The sequence below is a fragment of the Chryseobacterium sp. BGA-UO-ETr-SB22 genome, from assembly GCF_059567885.1.
This window is the reverse complement of sequence record NZ_JCAQOV010000005.1, coordinates 3457551-3480707: the sequence shown is the minus strand read 5'-3', so window position 1 is coordinate 3480707 and position 23157 is coordinate 3457551. Positions and strand designations below refer to the sequence as shown.

Sequence of the window (23157 nt, the reverse complement as noted above, 5' to 3'; positions counted from 1 at the left end):
ATTAAAAATTAATATCCAAAAACATCATTAAAGCTAAATGTCTCATCAAGTCTTACTCCTTTTTCGGTCATTTTAAGACTTGCAAGCTCATTATGAGCGTCATGTTCAAAGAACAATAAATATTCGTTATCTACACACTGCTTCAGGAACTTTCCTTTCTCTTCCATTGTTAAAAGAGGTCTGGTATCATATCCCATCACATATACCGGGTTGATATGTCCCGCCGTAGGAATAAGATCTGCAGCAAAAACAACTGTTTTTTCCTGATATTGAATTACCGGAAGCATTTGCTTTTCTGTATGCCCGTCTACAAAGATGACATCCATCTTCAGATCCGGAGCAAAACCGTAGTTTCCTGTAGTAGGAAGAGGTAAAAAGTTAAGCTGGCCGCTTTCCTGTATCGGCATAATATTTTCCTTCAGGAAGCTTGCTTTTTCTCTCGCATTAGGTTCTGTTGCCCACTGCCAGTGATTTTCATTAGTCCAGAAGTTAGCATTTTTGAAAGCTGGTCTGTATCCGGTTCTGTCATCATTCCATTCTATAGCACCACCACAGTGATCGAAGTGAAGGTGAGTAAAGAATACATCCGTAATATCTTCCTTTATAAAACCGTATTTCTTTAGATTTTTATCAAGAGTATCATCTCCCCAAAGAGAATAATGTCCGAAAAATTTATCGTCCTGTTTGTTACCAAGACCGCAGTCTACAAGGATGAGTTTTTTTCCGTCTTCAATAAGCAGAGAACGGGTTCCCAGCTCGATTAGGTTTTTTTCGTCTGCTGGGTTTGTTTTTTCCCACAGACTCTTCGGGACGACTCCGAACATAGCACCGCCGTCCAGTTTAAATTTTCCACATTGTATTGGATATAACTTCATATGTATATTTTGATTATTTCTTTATTACTTTCATTTTCTCCGCAATCTTTTTTGCGTTATCATCAGATTGTTCAAGTTGAGTGATAATATTATTAAAATCAGCCTCTTTTCTGTTCTGAGAAAGTTTTTGTTTGATAAATATTTCGGTAGGAATTATTTTAATACCAAAAGCACCCTTCATCTCCTTTTCCACAAACTCTTTTCCCATATCCTTCACCATCATTGGACATTGCTGAGATTTTTCATATTTGGAGGTAAGTTTGTCCAAATGAGCATAAAGCTCGTCATGATTCATCAGTTCAATCTTTCCGTAGATCTGTACCGCCTCATAATTCCAGGTGGAGACATTAATATGATCATACCAGCTGCTGGAAATATAGGTGTGAGCTCCTAAAAAATCACAAAGCACTTCATCTCCGTTTTTTAAGGTTTTTGCCTGTGGATTCACTCTCGAAATATGAGTTTCAATATAAGCATTTTCCGGATCATCTTCATTCAGCATCATCATAGAATGAGTGGCTCTTATCTTATCCACAGAAGAAATGAGTAAAGCAAAAGAATTTTCTTTGATAATCTCTCTCATCAAATTGTAATCTTCGCTTCTGTATAATTTGGGTATGAACATTCTTTAAATATTGAAGAATAGATAAATTAAAAATAATGTTATAGCTATAGTCACACAATTTGCAACTAAAAATATTTTCTTTTCTTTAAGAATCAGTTGAAAACAAAAATCTATTACTAATAAAGATAGTATTAAACAAAAAGAGAGTATAAGCATAAAAAGCCATCCTCCTTCAAAATCTAAATTCACACTATATTTAAAAATAGAAACAATAAATATCAGGATACAAAAAATATGTATCGGAGTGAACTTTTGACTTGTTAATAACGATTTCATACTAGAAAAGCTCGCCAGGGTTTTTAGGTCTTGTAATATTCAAATGTTTATAAGCCTTATCGGTAACTTCTCGTCCTCTTGGAGTTCTGATGATAAATCCTTCCTGGATTAAAAACGGTTCATAAACCTCTTCCAGTGTTTCAGGATTTTCAGCAATAGATGTGGCCAGAGCAGAAATACCAACCGGTTTTCCTTTAAAATTTTCAATCATAACACGCATGATCTTATTGTCCATTTCATCCAACCCGAATTCATCCACATTTAGAGAATCCAGCGCATATTTTGTGATCTTGATCTCAATTTCACCATTCCCTTTAATCTCCGCGAAATCACGCACCCTTCTTAATAATGCATTCGCAATCCTTGGTGTCCCACGGCTTCTTCTTGCAATTTCTATCGCTGCATCTTCATAAATAACAACTCCCAAAACTCTTGCACTTCGCTGGATAATCATTGACAAAAGTTCAATAGAATAATATTCCAGTCTGCTTTGAATCCCGAATCGGGCAAGCATGGGTTTGGTAAGCATTCCGCTTCTTGTAGTAGCACCTACTAGGGTAAAAGGATTCAGCCCGATCTGTACACTTCTGGCATTAGGACCAGTCTCCAGCATGATGTCAATTTTGTAATCCTCCATGGCAGAGTAAAGATATTCCTCTACAATAGGAGACAGACGGTGAATTTCATCAATGAAAAGAACATCATTTTCTTCCAGATTGGTCAGCAAACCGGCTAAACTTCCAGGTTTGTCCAATACAGGGCCGGAAGTAATCTTACAGTTTACCCCAAGTTCATTAGCAATAATGTTAGCTAAAGTTGTTTTTCCAAGACCTGGAGGACCGTGTAATAAGACATGATCTAGTGCACCGCCACGTCTTTTAGCAGCGGTAACGAAAACATCAAGGTTCTCCAGCGTTTTTCTCTGTCCCGCAAAATCTTTAAAGCTCTGGGGACGGATCTGTTCTTCCTGCATCAGCTCCTCGTGTGAGTAGTTTTCCTTATCTGGATGTAAAAAATCTGGCATTAATTCATTTCATTTACCTCAAAGATAGCAAATTTAGACTAAGGTTGAAGGGCAGATTGAGAAAAGGTTAAGATTGACACTGAGTTTAGGCTATGGTTAAAAATGAGAACGGCTAAGATTTAAATAATTGGGATATTTTGAGTATTTTTGAGAGGAGAAATTATTGATAAAAATTATTAAAATTTTGATTGTTTAGCAGACAAGTGCTGATGATGAATAAATCAGTCTCAAACTAAACATAAGCATTAACTTTAAACTAATGAAATTAATAGGACCATTTAAGCAGGTTGTAACACTTGCTAACTTACCATTAAGAGGAAAACTTTCCGATGAACAACTTGAAATTATTATAGACGGAGGAATTGTTGTAGATCAGAATACTATTCAGGAAGTTGGAAATTTTGAAACATTAAAAACAGAAAATCCTACCATAGAAATCGAACATATCCAGGGAGAGCAGATTGTTCTTCCTGCTTTTGTAGATTCACATACCCATATCTGTTTCGGAGGAAACCGTGCCAATGATTTTGCCATGCGTAATGCAGGGAAAACCTATCTGGAAATTGCTGAAAGCGGCGGTGGAATCTGGAGTTCCGTACAGCATACAAGAAATGCTTCAGAAGAAGAATTATTGGAAACTTTAGTGGAAAGAATCAACTTTTTGATTGATTTAGGAATTACGACCATTGAAGTGAAGAGCGGTTACGGTTTAGATCTGGAAAACGAGCTGAAAATGCTTAGAATTATTAAAAAAGCTCAGAACGCAACTAAGGCTACTTTGGTTCCTACCTGTCTTTCGGCACATTTAAAGCCTAGAGACTTTGAAGGGAGTAACCCTGAATATCTTGACTATATCATTACTGAAATTTTACCAAAAGTAAAAGAAGAAAAGCTGGCCAACAGAGTAGATATTTTTATTGAAAAGTCTGCATTCCAGCCTGAAGAGAGTAAAGAGTTCTTACTTAAAGCAAAAGCATTAGGTTTTGAGATTACCGTTCATGCAGACCAGTTTACGCCGGGAAGTTCAAGAATAGCAGTAGAGGTGGGAGCAAAGTCAGCAGATCATCTGGAAGCAACCATTGATGAGGATATTGAATTTTTGGCTAAGTCTGATACGGTAGCAACAGCACTTCCCGGAGCAAGTTTAGGACTGGGCGAAAAATTTACGCCCGCAAGAAAATTATTAGATGCAGGAGCTATTGTAGCTATTGCAAGTGACTGGAATCCAGGATCAGCTCCAATGGGAAATTTAATTACCCAGGCTTCTATTTTAGCGACTTTCCAGAAACTAACCACTGCTGAAGTGTTGGCCGGAATGACTTTCCGTGCCGCTTATGCACTTAATATGGAGGATAGAGGACAGCTGGAAGCAGGAAAAAAGGCAGATTTTGTTACTTTTAAAACGAATAATTTCCAGAATGTGCTGTATAATCAGGGAAGCTTAAAAGCTGAACTTGTTTATATTGATGGCAATAAAAGCTAATTAAAAACACAACCATGAAAATTACATTTGACGAGATTAAAGAAAAGTATGTCTCTCTAGGTGTTCCTGAAAAAAATATTGAATATGCATTGAATGCAGTAAAGTCCGGAACAAAAAAGGATTTTATTATGAAGAATTTGACTTCTGATATTAGAAAGGTGGAAGCCAATGTAGCCAACAGCATGCTTGACGAAATGTTTACGGCAAACGGAGGGGAATTTAAGTACGAAAATAGAGGAGGATATCTTTATTCCATATTTTACTTAATAGCTATTGTAGCATTGGGTATTGTGACTTTTTATTATAGTTATGAAAACAGAAGCATGCAATTCAAATTGGGAGGAGCTTTAGTAATATTTACAGTTTTATTTTTTAGAACACTTATACCTACAATAAGAGGCAGGTTTAGAGAATAATTTTAGATTATGATTTGGCAAGGCAGATTAGACGGAGAAGAACTTCTCCATCACAGAATATTTCAAAGAGTAAAAGAAGAACGCAATTACGATAATATCGCAATGGATGACTTTGTACTGCATGGTTTTGCTGTAGATGAAGGAGTAAGGCGAAACAAAGGCCGTCAGGGAGCTAAGGATGCTCCTGATGTCATCAGGAAAAATATGTCTAATTTTCCTGTCATTCTTCCTGATTTTTCAATGCTGGATTTTGGGAATGTTACCTGTGACGATGGCAATTTGGAAAATACGCAGAATAATCTTGCCAAAAATGTTTCAAAAGTACTTTTAAAAGGAGGGAAGTCTCTTGTTTTGGGCGGAGGCCATGAAGTTACTTACGCTCATTATTTAGGCGTTAAAACCGCTTTTCCGGAGCAAAAAATAGGGATTGTTAATCTTGATGCCCATTTTGATAACAGACAGCCGGAAAAAGGAGTAGGGGCAAGCTCAGGTACCGGATTTTGGCAGATTGCTCAGGAAGGTCCTATCAACTCGCTGCATATTGGGATTCAGAGAAACTCCAATACACTGAAGCTTTTTGATACCGCTCACCAGTATGGAATGAAATATATCCTGGCCGATGAATTGTTTTTTGAAAATCTTCCATCCATCTACCAGCGTATTGATGAATTGCTGGATACTGTCGATTATGCCTATCTTACGATATGTATGGATGTCTTTAATGCATCAATCGCTCCCGGCGTTTCGGCTGCAGCGTATAATGGAATCTTTGCGGATCCTACGTTTATGCATTTTTACAGACATATCTTAAAAAATAAAAAATTGGTTGCAATGGATGTGGCAGAAGTTAATCCTTCTTTCGATATCCAGGACCGGACCGCAAGACTGGCATCATGTCTTGTGAATGAATGGCTAATGATTTAAGATAAAGCTATATTCTTCCGATAGAGAAAATCATTATTTTATTGACCCTTTAAGGAATGAAATTTGCTAATTTCACCGTGCTTTTAAAATAAAAGCGCTCATAAATTCATTAGCTGAATTTAAAACAGAATTTATATTATGGAACAATTAATTGAAAGCAAGCTTATTAAAGCAGATAAAGCGTTTTCAGTGTGGAGAAAAGTGCCGTTTGAGGAAAGGCAGAAGTTAATTGCAAAAGCAGCAGAGATTTTAAAGAATAATTCGGAGAAATTTGGTAGAATAATTACAACAGAAATGAATAAACCCATTTCAGAATCAATAGCTGAGGTGGAAAAGTGTGCTTTAATGATGAATTATTATGCCGCTGCTGATAATATTTTAAAACCGGAAAAAGTAGAATCTGAATTTACTTATTCCGAAGTTCATTACACTCCGAAAGGAGTCATTTTAGGGGTAATGCCCTGGAACTTTCCTTTTTGGCAGGTATTGAGATTTGCTACGCCTGCAATTTTAGCTGGAAATACAATAGTTTTGAAGCATGCTTCAATTTGTTTCGGAAGCGGAAATGCCATTGAAGAAGTTCTTTTGGAAGCGGGTTTCCCGGAAGGGATTTTCCAGAACCTTGAAGTAGGACATAAAGCAGTAAAGGAAATCCTTGAACATGATGCTGTAAGAGGTGTAAGTCTTACAGGGAGCGGAAAAGCTGGAGGAGAAGTAGCTTCAATAGCTGGTTTAAATATCAAAAAATCTTTACTTGAATTAGGTGGAAGTGATGCATTTATCATTTTTGATGATGCGGATCTTGAAGCAGCAGCAAAAGCTGGGGTAAAGTCCAGACTTCAAAACTGTGGGCAAACATGTACTGCAGCAAAAAGATTTATTATCGATGAAAAAATCGAAAATGAATTTCTTCCTATATTCATTGAAGAATATAAAAAATATGAAATCGGAGATCCTTTAGATAAAGAAACTAAATTAGCGGGAATGGCAAGACCTGACCTTGCTGATGAGCTGGAAGCTCAATTCAACAGAGCATTGGAAAATGGTGCAGAAATTATTATTCCTCTGGAAAGAATTTCAGAAAATGAATTTACGCCAGGCCTAATAAGAGTTCAGGAAGGAAATCCAATTTTAAAAGAAGAACTTTTCGGACCTCTCGGTATGATTATGATCGCAAAAAATGATGAAGAAGCCTTACAAATGGCTAATGATATTCCTTTTGGGCTTTCCAATTCCGTATGGACTCAAAATAAAGAGCGTCAATTATATTTCATAGAAAACCTTGAATCCGGAACAGTCAATATCAATAGAATGACAAGCTCTGATCCGCGTTTTCCGTTCGGAGGATCTAAGGCTTCAGGATATGGAACAGAATTGTCTTTATTAGCCTTAAAAGAATTTGTAACAGCAAAAACAATTGTGGGTAACTAAAATGTGTTTAGTGTCATTCCGAGGAATAAAGCAATCTCATAGATTCTTCACTTCGTTATATTCAGAATGACAAACTACCTGTTACTAAAATATAATGAGTTAATAATAGACTCTTTGCAGGATAAAAATAAAAATTCCCAGAAATTAATTTCTGGGAATTTTTTATATGCTTTTACAAGAAGTAATTTTGCTTATTGCTTATTGCTTATTGCTTATTGCTTATTGCTTATACTGTCGTCAATCTCAGTGTATTCGTTTTTCCACCTTCATATGACGGAGTCGCGTTGATATTGATTACAAAGTCTCCGGTTTCAATATAGCCGTAGTTGTGTGTCAGCATATTTACCTGAATAATTGTTTCATCAGTAGATTTTTTCATGTCATAATAATACGCGTGAACACCCCAAAGAAGGTTCAGCATAGCAATAACTCTTCTGTTACCGCTATATACAATGATATGAGAGTTTGGTCTGTGTGCTGCCAGCTGGAAAGCCGTATATCCTGAATGAGTAAGGGTTACAATAGCAGAAACGTTTGTAGTTTTAGCAATTCTTACCGCTGCAAGACAAACTCTGTTGGTAATGAACCTCTCATCAATACAGTTATAATCTTTTTCGATTGGCTCATTTTTGTGTTGGTAAAAATGAGTGGTTTCGATATTCTTTACAATCTTAGCCATGTTTTCCACTACTTGTACCGGATATCTACCTACAGAAGTTTCTCCAGAAAGCATTACAGCATCAGCGCCATCCAATACAGAGTTAGCAACGTCATTTACTTCCGCTCTTGTTGGGGTTAAGCTGTTGATCATCGTTTCCATCATTTGGGTAGCAATGATCACTGGCTTAGAATAGAATCTTGCTTTTTCTACCAGGTTTTTCTGGATAGCAGGAACTTCTTCCATTGGAACTTCTACTCCAAGATCTCCACGAGCCACCATTAATCCGTCACATTCAAGAAGGATTTCTTCAATATTTTTTACTCCTTCAGGTTTTTCAATCTTCGCGATGATTGGCGTTTTGAATTTACCATTCGGATGTGCTTTGATAAGCTCTTTCAGGTCGATAATATCCTGAGCATGACGAACAAATGACAAGGCAATCCAGTCAACTTCCATATCAAGCATGAAATTAGCATCCTGAATATCCTTTTCTGTCAATGCAGGAAGAGAAACATTCGTATTAGGTAGATTAACTCCTTTTTTAGAACTTAACGGACCTCCCTGAATGGTTTTTGCTTTTACAGTATCTATTTCATTGGTTTCGATAACCTCCAACATCAGTTTTCCATCATCAATAAGGATTCTTTCCCCTACTTTTACATCCTGTGGAAACTGTTGATAAGTCATGTATACCTTAGTGGAATCTCCCTCCATCTTTTCGTTGGTGAAGGTAAGAATATCACCAGGATTCAAATAAGATCCCTCTTTTACAACTCCTACTCTCAGCTTAGGACCCTGAAGATCTCCCAAGATTCCCACTGAATAACCATACTCGCTGTTTAGCTCTCTAATTATTTCAATATTGTTTCGAACTAAGTCGTAATCTGCATGGGAAAAATTTATTCTGAAAATATCAACACCCGCTCTCATTAAATCTAACATTACCTCCTTCGATGATGAAGCAGGCCCTAGTGTTGCGATAATTTTTGTCTTCTTTAAATACTTATTCATAATACTGGATAATTTGATAAAGTTCTTCATCAGAACTCAGTGTATAATCTTGAATTGGAAACACAAGATTTTCAGGGAGCAAAATTACGGAAAAATCAGGAAACTGTTCCGAACTATGCAGAATATATTCTACATCTACCTGATTATTTAATAAAAATTTAATGTTTTCTTCTTCTGTAAAGAGTTCTGTCTGAACTTTTTTTTGCTTACTTTCAGAAGATTTATTTGAAATAAAGGTAAAACAGGTCTTAGAAAACTTGTGGTAGGCCTCAAATCTTGGAAAAAAATAATCATAATACCCTCCATGAAAGACAAGATCTTTCTTTCTTGAAAAATTGAGGTTGTTGGTCTGATTTATTTTGTAGAAAAACTCATGAGCAGGTACATCTTTTGCTAATCTTACCAATCCTATGGCAATATCTTCAAATTCTATATCATCAAGATCATAAAGTTTTTGAATTTCCAAGTATATTCTCTTTTTTATTTAAAATATAAAATGCCCTTTGTGCTGCCTTTTCCTCTGCTTTTTTCTTGGAAGTTTCTGTTGCATTAGCAATTTTTTCTTCACCCAGCCACACGTGACATCGGAATATGACAGATTTATTAACTTGTATTTCTTCGCAGGTTTCGTACTTTATATTAACCTTCTTCTTTTGACTCCATTCGAGTAGGAGGCCTTTATAGCTTACAATTTTGTTTTCAAGCTTGTTGATTTCAGAAGGCGTAAGCAGTCTTTCCAAAATAATCCTCTTACAGGTATCATAATGGAAGTCTAAGTAAACGGCACCGATTAAGGCTTCGAATAAATTTCCGGAGATATTCTCGCCCAAAGCCGAAGAACTGTTTTGCTTTTGCAAAAGGTTGGTAAGCTTTAGGTCTTCGCCTAATTTATTGAGGTTTTTCCTATTAACAATCTTAGATTTCATCTGTGTCAGATATCCCTCATTAGCCTGAGGATAGGTCTGAAACAGGTGACAAGAAATAATTGTACCCAAAACAGAATCTCCCAAAAATTCAAGTCTCTCGTAGTTGCTGTCTTGATTTTTAGAAGAATTTTTCAAAGAAAAAGCTTCGCGGTAAAGAGCTATATTTTGTATCTCTGTACCTAAAACTTTTGTAAGCTCAGTACTGAGAAAATACTCTCTCTCCGTTAATTGCTTTTTTCTTTTTTTGAGAAGGAATTTAGAAAAGTATTTCTGTAACTCCATTCATTGAATTTAGATTTTCTTAAATAGAACGCAAGCGTTATGCCCGCCAAATCCAAAAGTATTGCTCATGGCTACTTTTACATCTTTCTTCACAGCTGTATTAAACGTAAAGTTTAGTCTGCTGTCAATATTTTCATCATCAGTAAAATGGTTGATGGTAGGAGGAACAATACCATGAATAATAGTTCCCAACGCAGCGATAGCTTCAATAACACCAGCAGCACCAAGAAGGTGGCCCGTCATTGATTTTGTAGAATTAATCTGAATGTCATAAGCGTGCTCGCCTAATAATCTTGAGATTGCATTGGATTCTGCGATGTCTCCTAATGGAGTAGATGTACCATGCATATTGATATGATCTACTTCATCAGCAGTTAAACCTGCATCTTCCAGGCAACTCTTCATTACCAGATAAGCACCAAGGCCTTCAGGGTGCGGAGCAGTCATGTGATGTGCATCAGCACTTAGACCTCCTCCTAATAATTCTGCATAAATTGTAGCACCACGTTTTACTGCGTGCTCATATTCTTCAAGAATGATTGTTCCAGCACCTTCGCCTAATACAAATCCATCTCTGTCTTTGTCAAAAGGTCTTGAAGCTGTTTTAGGATCATCGTTTCTTGTAGAAAGTGCCATCATTGCATTAAATCCACCGACACCACTTGCTGTAACGGCTGCTTCAGAGCCTCCGCATACAATCACGTCTGCTTTTCCTAATTGGATCAGCATTTTGGAATCAATTATCGCGTTTGCAGAAGATGCACATGCAGATACAGTAGTATAGTTAGGTCCGTGGAAACCGTATTCTATAGAGATATGTCCTGGAGTGATATCCGCAATCATTTTAGGGATAAAGAACGGGTTGAATCTCGGAATTTCCGTATTGGCCCATCCTAACACTTCAGTTTCAAAAGTCTCTAAACCTCCGATTCCGGAACCCCAAATTACACCAACTCTGTTTTTATCTACATTGTCTTCAATAATTCTGGAATGTGCTACTGCTTCTCTTGCAGCAACAAGTCCCAGTTGGGTATTTCGGTCCATTTTTTTAGACTCTTTCTTTTCGAAATGCTGTAATGGATCAAAACCTTTAATTTCGCAAGCGAACTTTGTTTTAAAGTTTGTGGCATCAAAAAGAGTAATCGGAGCGGCACCGCTCTCACCTTTTACAAGATTTTCCCAGTATTCTTTTGCATTATTTCCTATTGGCGTTATTGCTCCAAATCCGGTTACAACTACTCTTTTTAATTCCATAAACTTTGTTTAATTTCTTTTTTGTTGAAGAATATTATTTATTTACTACTTCTTCGATGTAAGCGATAGCGTGCCCTACAGTAGTAATTTTTTCAGCTTGGTCATCAGGGATCTGAATATTAAATTCTTTTTCAAATTCCATGATTAACTCAACTGTATCCAATGAGTCAGCTCCTAAATCGTTAGTGAAGCTAGCTTCAGGAGTTACTTCTGTTTCTTCAACGTCAAGCTTATCAGCGATGATAGCTTTTACTCTTGATGCAATGTCTGACATAGTAAATTATTTTTTTAATTGTTAGATGGTGCAAATATATAAAATTCTTTACGATAAAACATTTTTTTAGCCTTTTTTGTGGACCAGAAGCTTTCATTTTAAATTGTCTCGCTTTAGTCTTTTAGTTTTCAGGAGGTTATATTTGATGTTTAAGCGTAAATATGAAAGCAATCCTGAAAGTTTGAAAATACTTAATAGAAATGACTCTTGGATCTTCTTTTATGCACTTCCATTTTGTGAAATTAGATCTTAGAAAATCAACTTGTCTTTTTTTTATTTGGAGTAAGAGAAAATTGATTTTTAAATTTAAGTTCTTGAAAAACTCAGAACTTTTTTCTTTAAGGTACTCCATACTATATTATATAAATTTATATTTTATTGGAACGATGATGAGTAAATCTAAAATTTGAAAAAAAGAGATGAGAGAATGATAAATAAAAAAACCGCTTAGATGAACTAAACGGTTTTTTGTGGAGTTGGAGGGATTCGAACCCTCGTCCAAACAAGCAATACATAAGATTTCTACATGCTTATTCTACCATTGGTTTTCGACTGAAGGCAGAGGGCAGACACCCAACTTCCAGCTTATCTTCTAAAGTTTTCGAATTTTAGCCGAAGCGTCTAAAATCTTATTCCCGCATTCCTATATCTCAGGATCAAACGCCGCAGAACAGAGCATTTGTGAGATATCTTGCTTCCTTACTATCTTCAGGAAAGCGCTTAGATCTACTATAATTCGATATTAAGCTGCAAGAGCGAACTCTTCGTTGCCAGTTAAAGTTGTGTAGCAAGGGATTAAAGAGATCGCGCTACGGTTCTCTGCATGCTTACTTACCCATTGGTCTTGCTGTCGAAACCAGTCAACCCCATGAATAAAGTGATTGCAAAGATAATGCTTTTTGTTCACATTTCATTAATACGATTGATTTTAATGAAATGAAGTTGTAGAATAGATTGATCTTAACTTTTTAGGATTTGAATATTTAGTTATTGTGGATAAAAAAATATAACGTCTAATTAACCTTAAATACTAGGTTTTTGAGGATAACTACAAGTGAGAAGTACTCGTTTGTTAAAATATATTTTGTGATGTAAGAAAAATTGTCTAGTTTTGCAATCCAAAATGAGATGTAAAATATGTTAATAATTCCAGTAAAAGATGGTGAATCCATCGACAGAGCTTTAAAAAAATACAAGAGAAAATTTGATAAAACAGGAACAGTTCGTCAATTAAGATCTAGACAAGCGTTTATCAAGCCTTCTGTAACTTTGAGACAATCAAGGTTGAAAGCTGCTTACAAACAAAGAGCACTTAGCAAAGAAGAGCAGGCTTAAGATTTTTTCTTAACCATATATTAATTCACTTCTTAAATTCTTATATTTGAGGAGTGAATTTTTATTTTTATACCCATGATGCTTGAAAAATTTTTAGAATACTTACAATTCGAAAAAAGGTACTCTCCTCATACTGTTACAAGCTATAAAAAAGATCTTGAAGACTTCTCCCATTTCTTTCTACGAACAGAGTCTTCCGATAATCTGGCCAAAGCAGACAAAAAAATCATCAGAAATTTCATTGTTGAACTAAGCGAAAATAATATTTCTAAAAGAAGTATCAACAGAAAACTGTCTTCTCTCCGCAGTTTCTATCTTTTTCTTCTAAAAATAGGCGAAATTAAGGTTTCTCCTACCGAAGGGGTTTCTTCCCTGAAGTTTTATGCTGAAAAGCAGATTCCTATGTCTCAGGAAGAAATGACTGATCTTAATGAAAGGATTTTCGAACAGCTGCATGATGTGCTTGAAAAATGTATCATGGAAGTACTTTATCAGACAGGTATGCGTAAAGCTGAACTTTGTGGCCTGATATTTGAGAATGTTGACTTATATGAGAATGAATTAAAAGTAATAGGAAAAGGAAATAAAGAAAGGGTAATTCCTGTTTCCAATGAATTGTCTGAACTTCTTAAAAGTTATCTGGAAATAAGAAATCCACAGACAGAATTTAAATCATATTTTTTTGTAAATAAGAAAGGGAAAAAACTCAACGAAAAATTTGTTTATGTGGTAGTTAATAAGTACCTTAGTCTTATAACAACGAAAGAAAAAAAAAGTCCTCACATCCTTCGTCATAGCTTTGCTACTCACGTATTGGATAATGGGGCGGAGATCTCCAAAGTAAAAAAAATATTAGGGCATTCCAGTCTTGCTAGTACTCAAGTTTATACGAATGCTAATATTGAACAATTGAAAAAAGTGTTTAATCAGGCTCACCCTCGAGCTTCAAAAAAAGAAGAATTATGAAGATTTCAGTACAATCAATTGGTTTAACTCCACACGAACCACTAGAGTCACACATTGACAAAAAAGTAAGTAAGTTAGACACCTTCTATGACAAAATTCAGGAGTGTAAGGTGTTTTTGAAAGTAGAAAATAACGCGGATAAAGTTAACAAAACAACTGAGCTTATTCTGGCGGTTCCGGGAGATGATATTGTAGTAAAAAAGACATCTTCAAGTTTTGAAGAAAGTTTGGACCTTTGTGTTGATACTGCTAAAAAGCTATTAATCAAGAAAAAAGAAATGGCTTAGAAAAAAAAGTTAAAAAAAGTTTATAAAAAATTTGAGAATTCAAAAAATCCGTTCTATATTTGCACTCGCAAAAAAGGAACAGCGATCTTTTGAATTCTTTTTTATATTTGCCTCCATAGCTCAGTTGGCCAGAGCACGTGATTTGTAATCTCGGGGTCGTGGGTTCGAATCCCTCTGGAGGCTCATTAATATAAAATATCTGGGGAGATTCCAGAGTGGCTAAATGGGACTGACTGTAACTCAGTTGCTTCGGCTTCGTAGGTTCGAATCCTGCTCTCCCCACTATATTTTTTATAAAAAAAACTTGCAAGATTAAATAAGTTTTCTTAGTTTTGCACAGCGTTTACCAATGGTTTTGGAAACAAAATTGCGGAAGTAGCTCAGTTGGTAGAGCGTCAGCCTTCCAAGCTGAATGTCGCGGGTTCGACCCCCGTCTTCCGCTCAAAAAAAGATCTCGATAAGAGTGATTTTTTTTAACACTGAAATGTGTAGAGTAGATTCTCTCAATCACTTTCAGTCTTTTATTAAAATGCCTCCATAGCTCAGTTGGCCAGAGCACGTGATTTGTAATCTCGGGGTCGTGGGTTCGAATCCCTCTGGAGGCTCATTTTAATATAAAATATCTGGGGAGATTCCAGAGTGGCTAAATGGGACTGACTGTAACTCAGTTGCTTCGGCTTCGTAGGTTCGAATCCTGCTCTCCCCACATTTTATATTAATAAAAAACTTGCAAAATTAAATAAGTTTTATTAGTTTTGCACAGCGTTTACCAATAGTTTTGGAAACAAAATTGCGGAAGTAGCTCAGTTGGTAGAGCGTCAGCCTTCCAAGCTGAATGTCGCGGGTTCGACCCCCGTCTTCCGCTCAAAAAAAATCACGCTACTTAGTGTGATTTTTTTAGTTGATGCCGACTTAGCTCAGCGGTAGAGTGCTTCCTTGGTAAGGAAGAGGTCACGGGTTCAAGTCCCGTAGTTGGCTCTCGATTTTCCCGAATTTCTTCGGGAATTTTTTTTTACCCTATTTTTGAAAATAAGAATGAAGTGATTTTGTCATTGAATAAGTTTTCTAGTTAAACACTTGCTTAAATAAAATCATAAAATTGATTCTATTCAACTTTTGCTCCAGGGTATTCTCCACCTATAAGAATAAAGTACAGAAATGCTTTGAAAATTTTTACTTCATCTTTTAGAATCACAATCATAAAATTTTCGTTAAATTCGTGTAAAATAAATTTTTGATGAATATTCTTTTATTAGAAGATGATCTCATTCTGTCTGCAGAACTTTGCCGATTTTTAGAATCAAATAATTTTAACTGTGATAAAATCTATGACGGGGAAACCTTCCTCCGCCAGATAAAAAATAATACTTACGAACTGTATTTGCTCGACATTAATGTTCCTAAAATAAATGGACTTGATGTCTGCCAGACCATCCGTTCTTTTGATAAGAATACACCTATTATTATCATTTCTGCCTATGGGGACATTTCTGATAAAAAAGATGCCTTCACCAGACTGGCTGATGATTATCTGGTAAAGCCTTTTCAGTTTGAAGAACTTCTTTTAAGAATGAATTCGCTGCTGAGACGAAAAGCACCTTCTGATAGTTCGGATCAGGATATTCTCAGAATTGATGATCTTATTATCAACAAAACCGAGCAGAAGATCTATCGTGGAGGAAATGAAATAACACTTACATTAAAAGAATTTCAGTTGTTAGTTTATCTTGCGGAAGCGCAGGGAAGAACAGTTTCTAAACAACAGATTACAGAACATGTATGGGAACACAATTTTAATACGAATACCAATACGGTAGAAGTTTATATCAATTTCCTGAGGAAAAAGATTGATAAAGATTTTAAAATAAAATTGATCCATACCCGTTCAGGTTTCGGATATTACCTTAGTCCACTATAAATGTCTTTAAAAAGAAAGATAGCCTTAACGATCAGTATCGCCTTTTCACTGCTTTTTGGAATGGTGATGGCGGTCATATATTTATCTTTTAACGATTTCAGAAGGGACGAATTTAAAGAGCGCTTCAGGCAGAGACTTGAATTTACCTCTCATTTCATTTCAAAATCCAAAGACTTTGAAGAAGAGGCTCCGGTTTTCTTCAATGAAAATTCAGATAATATTCTTTTGAATGAAAAGATTTTGATTTTCAACGAAAAAAAAGAATTGATCTACAGCACCATCAAGGACCGGAATGTTACCTGGGACAGTGCGATGCTTAAGGAACTGGATAAAAAGAAGATTATCTATACGGAAAGAACAGTTCCGGAGATCTATGCCGCACTCAGGACTATTAATGGGGAAGACTATTATATCCTTACCAGTGCCTTTGATACCAACGGAAAATCGAAGCTGGGGTATCTGAAATACCTTTTGATCACGGCTTATGCTATGAGTACTCTTCTTATTGGCTTTTTCAGTTATTATTTTGTAGAAAAGTTCCTTCGTCCGCTGGAAGATCTTAACAAAGAGATTTCTGAAGTAACGGCCCATAAACTTACAAAACAGATTCCTGTTGAACAGTCTAATGATGAAGTCAGTGTCTTGGCAAGGTCATTTAATACAATGATTGGAAGATTGGATGATGTATTTCAGTCACAGAAGGATTTTACAGCAAGTGCTTCCCATGAGATAAGGACACCTATTACAAGAATGGCATTTCAGCTGGAGAACCTTATAAAATTCGAAGAACATTCTCCGGAAACGCTGTCTTCTTTACAGCAGATTCAGCGGGATGTATATCAATTGTCGGATTTGACGAATTCACTTTTGCTGCTTACAAAATTTGATAAAGAAAATATTCAGAGCATTTATGAAGAAGTAAGAATTGACGAAGTTATCTTTGAGGCTTTTGAAGCTGTAGAGAAAAGTTACCCGGAGCTTAAGCTGGATTTCCTGATTAATGAGGATAGTTCTGAAAATGCTTTTCTAACCATAAAGGGAATTCAATCCCTATTGGTCATTGTCTTTATTAATCTCTTTAAAAATGCAGCGGTATATTCTGATAACACAGAAGTGAATGTCTTGATTACTGAGACGAATGATAATCTCTCTGTAGAAGTTCTTTCTCACGGAAATACTATTTCCGAAGATGAGCAAACCAAACTGTTTGAAGCTTTCACAAGAGGAAATAATGCCCAGAATATTGCAGGATCAGGGTTAGGCCTCAGGATCGTCAAAAGAATTCTGGAATATCATGATGCTGATATCCTCTATTCTTCTCCTGAGGAGTATAGTAATAAATTCACTTTAATTTTTAAAAAATAATATTCAAAAGCAACGGCTCAAAAAGCAGTTGCTTTTTTGTTAAACTCCAGATTAAATTTTTAACCAAAAATTCAACAATTGGAGAATAAAATATCTATTCTGCTGTTTTTGTTTTCTCCGAAACGTCCTGTAGAAGGAGATTTTAATATTTTTTTAAGCGTCATTTAAGTTTCTTTTAATAGCATCAAAGCAATTTTGTAATTTAAAAAGAAAAACAATGAACAGAATTGCAGTGCTGTGTCTCGCCGTTTCCTCATTCATGGCAGCACAACAGCAGATGTCTCTTTTGGATTGCGAACAAGCTTTTCAGAAGAACAACCTCCAGCTGCTCGCCGAACAATACAACATCAATATGGCTGATGCAGATATTCTTCAGGCTAAAATCTGGGAATTACCGCAACTAAGCGGACAATTCAATGCTTATAATCCTCAGGATAAAAAGATTTTTGATGTCGGTCACTCAAAAGGAGCAGGAATTACTCAATTGATCTATATGGGTGGGAAAAAGAAAAACGAAATTGCTTTTGCCAAATCCAATAAAGAACTTGCCCAACTTCAGTTTTCCCAACTGCTGGCTGATTTAAGATCTCAGCTTCGTTCTGCCTATTTCAACCTTTATTACGAAAAACTAAAACTGGAGAACACCAATAGGCAGCTAGGCTATATGAACGATCTTTTAAACGCCTATCGTGTACAATCCGCAAAAGGAAATGTTTCGCTTAAAGATGCTGTCAGGTTACAGAGTATTGTAATACAGCTGAATCATGATAAACTGGAGATCAATAAAAATATTCTGGATTTTGAACAGAACCTGAAAGTTTTAACGGGAGTTTCGGATGAGATAGAACCAATGATGTCTGAAGCTGAAGCTAAAGAATCGTTGGCGGCACAGCCTTTCGGAAATGAAGACGAACTGAAAAGTAAAGCGCTGGAAAATAATGCGGATTATCAATACAATCTGAAACTCATTGACAACAGCAAGTTATATGCACAATGGCAGAAATCCTTGAATGTACCGGATGTGACGGTAGGTGCTGCATGGGATCAGGCAGGCGGAACCTTTAATAATGAAGCAAACTTAACTTTAGGGATTCCTTTGCCTTTATGGAAAGCGAATCAGGGGAATGTGGTAAAAGCAAACTATGCTATTCAGCAGAATCAGAAAAATGCAGACTTTCAGAAACTGACGCTGGAGACAAAAGTTCAGTCTGCTTATAAAATCTGGAAAGCCCAGTATGAGCAGCTTCTGGACATCAAAACTACAGACCTGCAAAATATGGATCTCGTATACAATGGAATGCTGAATAACTTCAGGAAAGGAAATGTAAACCTGATTGAATTTACAGACTTTATGGATAGCTACAGGGAAACAGCCCTTCAGATCTATGATATGAAAAATGAGATCATGCAGTCCGCAGAACAGCTTAATCAACTTGTACAAACTAAAATCTTCTATTAAAATCATGAAAACATATATTATCCCCGTATTGATGGCCCTTTCATTATTGGCCTGTTCAAAAAAAGAGGAAGAGAAAACCAATCACGCCAAAAAAGGATTTGAGCTAAGCAACACAATGCTGAATTCTATTTCCCTGGCAAAAGTTGAAAAAAAGAATATAGAAGATGAATACAGCTTTTACGGAAAGATCTCTGCAGACAAAAATAGCTACATAGATGTTTACCCGTTGGTAGGAGGAAATGTGATGAGTGTAAATGTAGAGCTGGGTGACTACGTGAAAAAAGGACAGGTGCTGGCAACAATCAGGAGTACCGAGCTTGCGGAAATTCAAAAAGATGTAAGTGATGCCAAAACAGATATGGTAGTGGCGAAAAATAATCTTCGTGTTGCAAAGGAGCTGTACGAAGGAAAACTGAATACAGAAAGAGATGTCCTGGAAGCCAAAAGCCAGTTACAAAAAGCCGAAGACCAATTGCAGAGAGCGGCAGCAGTAAGCACGGTTTACAATGTGAAAACCGGAAATATATACAGTGTAGTAGCACCCATCAATGGCTATATTGTTCAGAAAAGTATCAATAAAGATATGCAGTTGAGAAGCGACAGAAGCGATAATATTTTTGATGTTGCCAATACAACCAACGTGTGGGCAATTATGAATGTCAACGAATCGGACATTGATAAAATCAGTCTGGGCATGAAGGCCCAGGTATCTACTCTTTCTTATCCTGATAAAGTTTTTGACGGGAAAATTGATAAAATATTCAAGATTATTGATCCGCAGACCAACGCCATGCAGGCAAGAGTGGTACTGGATAATGCCAATGGATTGCTGATCCCCGACAGTAAGGCAACGATAAAAGTTTCCAGCCTGGAAAGCAATACTACGTTGACTGTTCCATCCAAAGCCGTGATTTTTGATGATAACAAAAGTTTTGTTGTGATTTTTAAATCCAGAACAGATGTGAAAGTCAGAGAAGTTAAAGTATTAAAGCAGGTAGGAGATGTCACTTATATTGCGGAAGGACTGAAAGAAGGAGAGGAAGTGATTACCAATAACCAGCTGCTGATATACCGTTCGCTGAACAGCTAGTCTTATTAAACCATTAAGAATATTAATATTTTTCTTTAACGGCTTTTTTAGGTCATCAATTTATCTATCATGAATAAATTCATAAAAAATATAATCGCTTTTTCATTAAAAAATAAAGCATTTACCTTTATCTGGGTAGCAATTTTAGCCATCTCCGGGTTTATAAGTTTCAAAAATATGCCTATTGAAGCTTTTCCGGATGTTACCAATACCCAGATTGTAATCATTACCCAATGGAATGGACGTAGTGCAGAAGAAGTAGAACGCTTTGTCACTACACCCATTGAATTGGCGATGAGCCCGGTTCAGAAGAAAACAAGTGTGAGAAGTACCACCATGTTTGGTCTTTCCATTGTTAAAATTCTTTTTGACGATGGGGTGGACGATACTTTTGCCAGAAATCAGGTCAATAACCAATTAAGAACCATTAGCCTTCCTGATGAGGTAGATCCCGAAGTACAGCCACCCTACGGGCCAACCGGTGAGATTTTCAGATATACACTGGAAAGTAAAACAAAAGATTCCCGGGCGCTGCTTACTTTACAAAATTGGGTTATAGACCGCGCTTTAAGAGGTGTTCCCGGAGTCGCTGATATCAATGTCTTCGGAGGCCAGGATAAAGTATTTGAACTAAGTATAGACCCAAGAGCGCTGGATAAATACAATCTGACACCACTTCAGGTATATGATGCCGTTACCAAGAGCAACCTGAATGTAGGAGGAGATGTCATTGAAAAAAATGGACAGGCCTATGTCGTAAGAGGGATTGGTTTGGTGAAATCAGTGGCTGATATCGGAAATATTACCATTCAGAATGACAGCGGAAACCCTGTTCTCGTAAAAAATGTAGCAGAAGTTCACGAAAGTTCCATGCCCAGAGTAGGGCAGGCTGCTTTGAATCATCATGACGATACAGTAGAAGGAATTGTTGTAATGAGAAAAGGAGAAAATCCAAGAGAAGTTTTGGTAGGAGTGAAAGCTAAAATTAAAGAGCTTAATGAAAAGATTCTTCCAAAAGATGTTAAAATGGTCACTTTCTACGATCGTGACAATCTGATGGATTTTACCACCCATACCGTAATGCACAACCTTATCGAAGGAATTGTACTGGTAACGGTCATTGTTTTAATCTTTATGGCCGACTGGAGAACAACGCTGATTGTTTCCATCATCATACCTTTATCCTTACTCTTTGCATTTTTATGCTTAAAGCTGGCCGGAATGAGTGCCAATCTGCTTTCATTAGGAGCGGTAGACTTCGGGATCATCATAGACGGAGCCGTCGTCATGGTAGAAGGTCTATTTGTAATGCTCGATCATAAGGCAAAAAGATACGGAACGGAAAAGTTTAATAAGTTGGCAAAAGGAGGCTGGATCAAACAGACCGGAACCGGATTGGGAAAAGCCATCTTCTTTTCAAAATTAATCATCATTACTTCCCTGATTCCTATTTTCTCATTTCAGAAAGTAGAAGGAAAGATGTTCTCTCCTTTGGCTTTTACACTCGGATTTGCATTAATTGGAGCATTAATATTCACATTAACCCTGGTTCCTGTTCTTTCCCATCTCCTTTTAAATAAAAATGTAAGAGAAAAAAATAATCCGTTTGTTAATTTCTGGGATAAGATCGTATTGAAAGGCTTTAATTTAACATTTAAGCATAAAAAAACGAGTATGATCGTTGCCATCTCCTTCCTGATTGTTACTTTATTTTCCGGTAAATTTTTAGGAACAGAATTCCTGCCTCAGTTGAATGAAGGTTCCTTGTGGATCACAGCCGAAATGCCGATGAGCTCCTCATTAAAAGAATCTCTGAAAACAGCAGACCTTTTGAAGAAAGATATTATGAGCTTTTCTGAAGTTACAGATGTTCTGGCACAAACGGGGAGGAGTAATGACGGAACAGACCCTAATGGATTTGGATTCGTACAGTTTGCTGTTAACCTTAAGCCAAGAGAAGAATGGAAGCGTAAGATCACGTATGATGAATTGATTAATGAAATTGATATAAAGCTCAGAAGTTATCAGGGAATTACTTTCAATTATTCCCAGCCGATTTCAGATAACGTAGCAGAAGCAGTAGCAGGATTTAAAGCAGAAAACGGAATCAAAATCTATGGTGACAACCTGGAAACCCTGGATAAATTAGCCAATGAAATTCTCTTAAAAATTAAAGATGTAAAAGGCGTAAAAGATCCCGGAATTATTAAAAATATTGGTCAGCCGGAAGTAAGCGTTGTACTGGATAGAGATAAAATGGCTGCTTATGGCGTAATGCCGGCAGATGCACAGGCTGTGTTGGAAATGGCTTTTGGTGGGAAAACCGCTTCAGAAATGTTTGATGGCGAAAGAAAATTCCCGATCCGTCTGCGCTATTCTCAGCAATACAGGACCAATGAGAACGATATTGCAGCTTTGATGGTTCCTACCCAGGATGGAGCAAAAATTCCATTAAAGGAAATAAGTACCATTGTTAAAGATAACGGAGCTGCATTTATTTACCGGGACAATATCAAACGATATATTGGGGTTAAATTCTCAATTCGTGACAGAGATTTGGGAAGTACCATTGCCGATGCCCAGAAAAAAGTTGAAACCATTGAACTTCCGGACGGATATTCCGTAGGATGGACCGGTCAGTTTGAAAACCAGCAGCGGGCCTCTCACAGATTGACACAGGTAGTACCCGTAAGTATTCTGATGATTTTCTTCCTGTTGTTTATTCTGTTTGGAAATATGAAGGATTCCCTTCTGGTATTAGCCAATGTACCTTTTGCTTTAATAGGAGGAATCATTGCATTACATGTTACCGGAATCAATTTTGGAATTTCAGCCGGAGTAGGAATGATTGCCCTCCTCGGAATTTGTATTCAGAACGGGGTAATTCTTATCACAGAATTTCATCAGAACGTGAAAGATGGTCTTGATATAGACTCTGCAATATTAAATGGGGTGAAATCAAGAACCAGACCCGTAATTATGACTGCGCTTATGGCCTCTATCGGATTGATGCCGGCAGCATTGTCTACAGGAATAGGGTCAGAATCTCAAAAACCTCTGGCTATTGTCATCATTGGAGGGCTTATTACAGCTACTGTACTTACGCTCCTTATTTTTCCAATTATTTTCTGGATGTTCAACAGGACAAAAAAGCTCAGCCACATGTGATTTTTCTTTCATTTATATATTAATTGAGCCTGGAATATTCTGTATTTCAGGCTTTTTCATAAAAGGTTTCAGAAAGTTTTTTTCAATCAGGAAAAATATGTAAATTT

20 protein-coding genes, 7 tRNA genes and 1 other RNA gene are annotated in these 23157 nt (G+C 36.6%); 19 read left to right on the top strand and 9 right to left on the bottom strand.

What is annotated here, in order from left to right:
• Window positions 1-8 precede the first annotated feature (8 nt).
• The 3 genes from AC57AW_RS23215 to ruvB all read right to left on the bottom strand — a co-directional run bounded on the left by AC57AW_RS23215 (window position 9) and on the right by ruvB (window position 2800).
• Window positions 9-875, bottom strand: a complete 867-nt coding sequence (locus tag AC57AW_RS23215; RefSeq protein ID WP_318846389.1) for an MBL fold metallo-hydrolase — start codon at window positions 873-875, stop codon at window positions 9-11.
• Between the two features lie 13 nt (window positions 876-888).
• A complete protein-coding gene (locus tag AC57AW_RS23210; RefSeq protein WP_496353751.1) occupies window positions 889-1500 on the bottom strand; it encodes an FMN-binding negative transcriptional regulator in 612 nt (203 codons plus the stop codon).
• A 277-nt stretch (window positions 1501-1777) separates the two neighbouring features.
• Window positions 1778-2800, bottom strand: coding sequence for a Holliday junction branch migration DNA helicase RuvB (gene ruvB, locus AC57AW_RS23205; RefSeq protein WP_496353750.1), 1023 nt, complete (start codon window positions 2798-2800; stop codon window positions 1778-1780).
• 259 nt (window positions 2801-3059) lie between these two features.
• Here ruvB and hutI point away from each other — a divergent pair, with 259 nt between their 5' ends.
• The 4 genes from hutI to AC57AW_RS23185 all read left to right on the top strand — a co-directional run bounded on the left by hutI (window position 3060) and on the right by AC57AW_RS23185 (window position 7054).
• On the top strand, window positions 3060-4283 hold the full coding sequence (gene hutI / locus AC57AW_RS23200) for an imidazolonepropionase (protein ID WP_496353749.1): 1224 nt from the start codon (window positions 3060-3062) through the stop codon (window positions 4281-4283).
• A 14-nt stretch (window positions 4284-4297) separates the two neighbouring features.
• The gene (locus tag AC57AW_RS23195; protein ID WP_496353748.1) at window positions 4298-4699 is read left to right on the top strand and encodes a hypothetical protein; all 402 of its coding nucleotides are present in this window, start codon (window positions 4298-4300) and stop codon (window positions 4697-4699) included.
• A 9-nt stretch (window positions 4700-4708) separates the two neighbouring features.
• A complete protein-coding gene (gene hutG / locus AC57AW_RS23190) occupies window positions 4709-5623 on the top strand; it encodes a formimidoylglutamase (RefSeq protein ID WP_496353747.1) in 915 nt (304 codons plus the stop codon).
• A 138-nt stretch (window positions 5624-5761) separates the two neighbouring features.
• Window positions 5762-7054 (top strand): aldehyde dehydrogenase family protein, encoded by a 1293-nt coding sequence (locus AC57AW_RS23185; protein WP_496353746.1) that lies wholly within the window; start codon window positions 5762-5764, stop codon window positions 7052-7054.
• A gap of 226 nt (window positions 7055-7280) precedes the next feature.
• Here the strand turns inward: AC57AW_RS23185 and pyk are convergent, their stop codons facing one another.
• The 6 genes from pyk to ssrA all read right to left on the bottom strand — a co-directional run bounded on the left by pyk (window position 7281) and on the right by ssrA (window position 12330).
• Window positions 7281-8726: a pyruvate kinase gene (gene pyk, locus AC57AW_RS23180; RefSeq protein ID WP_318846396.1), complete on the bottom strand. Its 1446-nt coding sequence runs from the start codon at window positions 8724-8726 to the stop codon at window positions 7281-7283.
• Window positions 8719-9192, bottom strand: a complete 474-nt coding sequence (locus AC57AW_RS23175; protein WP_318846397.1) for an IPExxxVDY family protein — start codon at window positions 9190-9192, stop codon at window positions 8719-8721. The genes pyk and AC57AW_RS23175 overlap by 8 nt, the downstream gene beginning before the upstream one ends.
• Window positions 9170-9934, bottom strand: a complete 765-nt coding sequence (gene rnc, locus AC57AW_RS23170) for a ribonuclease III (RefSeq protein WP_318846398.1) — start codon at window positions 9932-9934, stop codon at window positions 9170-9172. Before rnc ends, AC57AW_RS23175 begins: the two co-directional genes overlap by 23 nt.
• 9 nt (window positions 9935-9943) lie before the next feature.
• Window positions 9944-11188 (bottom strand): beta-ketoacyl-ACP synthase II, encoded by a 1245-nt coding sequence (gene fabF / locus AC57AW_RS23165; RefSeq protein WP_318846399.1) that lies wholly within the window; start codon window positions 11186-11188, stop codon window positions 9944-9946.
• A 34-nt stretch (window positions 11189-11222) separates the two neighbouring features.
• Window positions 11223-11462 carry an acyl carrier protein gene (locus tag AC57AW_RS23160; RefSeq protein WP_002976354.1) on the bottom strand — a complete coding sequence of 80 codons (240 nt, stop codon included), beginning with the start codon at window positions 11460-11462 and terminating at the stop codon, window positions 11223-11225.
• 468 nt (window positions 11463-11930) lie between these two features.
• Window positions 11931-12330, bottom strand: a transfer-messenger RNA (tmRNA) gene (gene ssrA / locus AC57AW_RS23155).
• A gap of 269 nt (window positions 12331-12599) precedes the next feature.
• Between ssrA and rpsU the strand changes: the two genes are divergently transcribed.
• The 15 genes from rpsU (at window position 12600) to AC57AW_RS23080 (ending at window position 23050) form a co-directional block, all read left to right on the top strand.
• Entirely contained in the window at window positions 12600-12797 is a 198-nt protein-coding gene (gene rpsU / locus AC57AW_RS23150; protein ID WP_047379266.1) for a 30S ribosomal protein S21, read from the top strand.
• Window positions 12798-12875: 78 nt separating this feature from the next.
• Complete coding sequence (locus AC57AW_RS23145; RefSeq protein ID WP_496353901.1) at window positions 12876-13763, top strand: phage lytic cycle repressor MrpR family protein; 888 nt, start codon at window positions 12876-12878, stop codon at window positions 13761-13763.
• The gene (locus AC57AW_RS23140; protein WP_318846400.1) at window positions 13760-14050 is read left to right on the top strand and encodes an HPF/RaiA family ribosome-associated protein; all 291 of its coding nucleotides are present in this window, start codon (window positions 13760-13762) and stop codon (window positions 14048-14050) included. Before AC57AW_RS23145 ends, AC57AW_RS23140 begins: the two co-directional genes overlap by 4 nt.
• A gap of 109 nt (window positions 14051-14159) precedes the next feature.
• A tRNA-Thr gene (locus tag AC57AW_RS23135) sits at window positions 14160-14233 on the top strand.
• A gap of 18 nt (window positions 14234-14251) precedes the next feature.
• A tRNA-Tyr gene (locus tag AC57AW_RS23130) sits at window positions 14252-14332 on the top strand.
• An 87-nt stretch (window positions 14333-14419) separates the two neighbouring features.
• A tRNA-Gly gene (locus tag AC57AW_RS23125) sits at window positions 14420-14492 on the top strand.
• A gap of 89 nt (window positions 14493-14581) precedes the next feature.
• Window positions 14582-14655: transfer RNA gene (locus AC57AW_RS23120), tRNA-Thr, on the top strand.
• Window positions 14656-14675: 20 nt separating this feature from the next.
• Window positions 14676-14756, top strand: a tRNA-Tyr gene (locus tag AC57AW_RS23115).
• 86 nt (window positions 14757-14842) lie between these two features.
• Window positions 14843-14915, top strand: a tRNA-Gly gene (locus AC57AW_RS23110).
• 41 nt (window positions 14916-14956) lie between these two features.
• Window positions 14957-15028, top strand: a tRNA-Thr gene (locus AC57AW_RS23105).
• A 259-nt stretch (window positions 15029-15287) separates the two neighbouring features.
• The gene (locus AC57AW_RS23100) at window positions 15288-15968 is read left to right on the top strand and encodes a response regulator transcription factor (RefSeq protein ID WP_318846401.1); all 681 of its coding nucleotides are present in this window, start codon (window positions 15288-15290) and stop codon (window positions 15966-15968) included.
• On the top strand, window positions 15969-17333 hold the full coding sequence (locus AC57AW_RS23095; RefSeq protein ID WP_496353745.1) for a sensor histidine kinase: 1365 nt from the start codon (window positions 15969-15971) through the stop codon (window positions 17331-17333).
• Between the two features lie 217 nt (window positions 17334-17550).
• On the top strand, window positions 17551-18792 hold the full coding sequence (locus AC57AW_RS23090; protein WP_496353744.1) for a TolC family protein: 1242 nt from the start codon (window positions 17551-17553) through the stop codon (window positions 18790-18792).
• 4 nt (window positions 18793-18796) lie between these two features.
• Complete coding sequence (locus AC57AW_RS23085; protein WP_318846404.1) at window positions 18797-19882, top strand: efflux RND transporter periplasmic adaptor subunit; 1086 nt, start codon at window positions 18797-18799, stop codon at window positions 19880-19882.
• Between the two features lie 69 nt (window positions 19883-19951).
• Complete coding sequence (locus AC57AW_RS23080; RefSeq protein WP_496353743.1) at window positions 19952-23050, top strand: efflux RND transporter permease subunit; 3099 nt, start codon at window positions 19952-19954, stop codon at window positions 23048-23050.
• Window positions 23051-23157 lie beyond the last annotated feature (107 nt).

Coding starts and splice junctions, on each gene's coding strand:
- AC57AW_RS23215 (WP_318846389.1), bottom strand. CDS start 875: ATGAAGTTATATCCAATACAATGTGGAAAATTTAAACTGGACGGCGGT.
- AC57AW_RS23210 (WP_496353751.1), bottom strand. CDS start 1,500: ATGTTCATACCCAAATTATACAGAAGCGAAGATTACAATTTGATGAGA.
- ruvB (WP_496353750.1), bottom strand. CDS start 2,800: ATGCCAGATTTTTTACATCCAGATAAGGAAAACTACTCACACGAGGAG.
- hutI (WP_496353749.1), top strand. CDS start 3,060: ATGAAATTAATAGGACCATTTAAGCAGGTTGTAACACTTGCTAACTTA.
- AC57AW_RS23195 (WP_496353748.1), top strand. CDS start 4,298: ATGAAAATTACATTTGACGAGATTAAAGAAAAGTATGTCTCTCTAGGT.
- hutG (WP_496353747.1), top strand. CDS start 4,709: ATGATTTGGCAAGGCAGATTAGACGGAGAAGAACTTCTCCATCACAGA.
- AC57AW_RS23185 (WP_496353746.1), top strand. CDS start 5,762: ATGGAACAATTAATTGAAAGCAAGCTTATTAAAGCAGATAAAGCGTTT.
- pyk (WP_318846396.1), bottom strand. CDS start 8,726: ATGAATAAGTATTTAAAGAAGACAAAAATTATCGCAACACTAGGGCCT.
- rnc (WP_318846398.1), bottom strand. CDS start 9,934: ATGGAGTTACAGAAATACTTTTCTAAATTCCTTCTCAAAAAAAGAAAA.
- fabF (WP_318846399.1), bottom strand. CDS start 11,188: ATGGAATTAAAAAGAGTAGTTGTAACCGGATTTGGAGCAATAACGCCA.
- AC57AW_RS23160 (WP_002976354.1), bottom strand. CDS start 11,462: ATGTCAGACATTGCATCAAGAGTAAAAGCTATCATCGCTGATAAGCTT.
- rpsU (WP_047379266.1), top strand. CDS start 12,600: ATGTTAATAATTCCAGTAAAAGATGGTGAATCCATCGACAGAGCTTTA.
- AC57AW_RS23145 (WP_496353901.1), top strand. CDS start 12,876: ATGCTTGAAAAATTTTTAGAATACTTACAATTCGAAAAAAGGTACTCT.
- AC57AW_RS23140 (WP_318846400.1), top strand. CDS start 13,760: ATGAAGATTTCAGTACAATCAATTGGTTTAACTCCACACGAACCACTA.
- AC57AW_RS23100 (WP_318846401.1), top strand. CDS start 15,288: ATGAATATTCTTTTATTAGAAGATGATCTCATTCTGTCTGCAGAACTT.
- AC57AW_RS23095 (WP_496353745.1), top strand. CDS start 15,969: ATGTCTTTAAAAAGAAAGATAGCCTTAACGATCAGTATCGCCTTTTCA.
- AC57AW_RS23090 (WP_496353744.1), top strand. CDS start 17,551: ATGAACAGAATTGCAGTGCTGTGTCTCGCCGTTTCCTCATTCATGGCA.
- AC57AW_RS23085 (WP_318846404.1), top strand. CDS start 18,797: ATGAAAACATATATTATCCCCGTATTGATGGCCCTTTCATTATTGGCC.
- AC57AW_RS23080 (WP_496353743.1), top strand. CDS start 19,952: ATGAATAAATTCATAAAAAATATAATCGCTTTTTCATTAAAAAATAAA.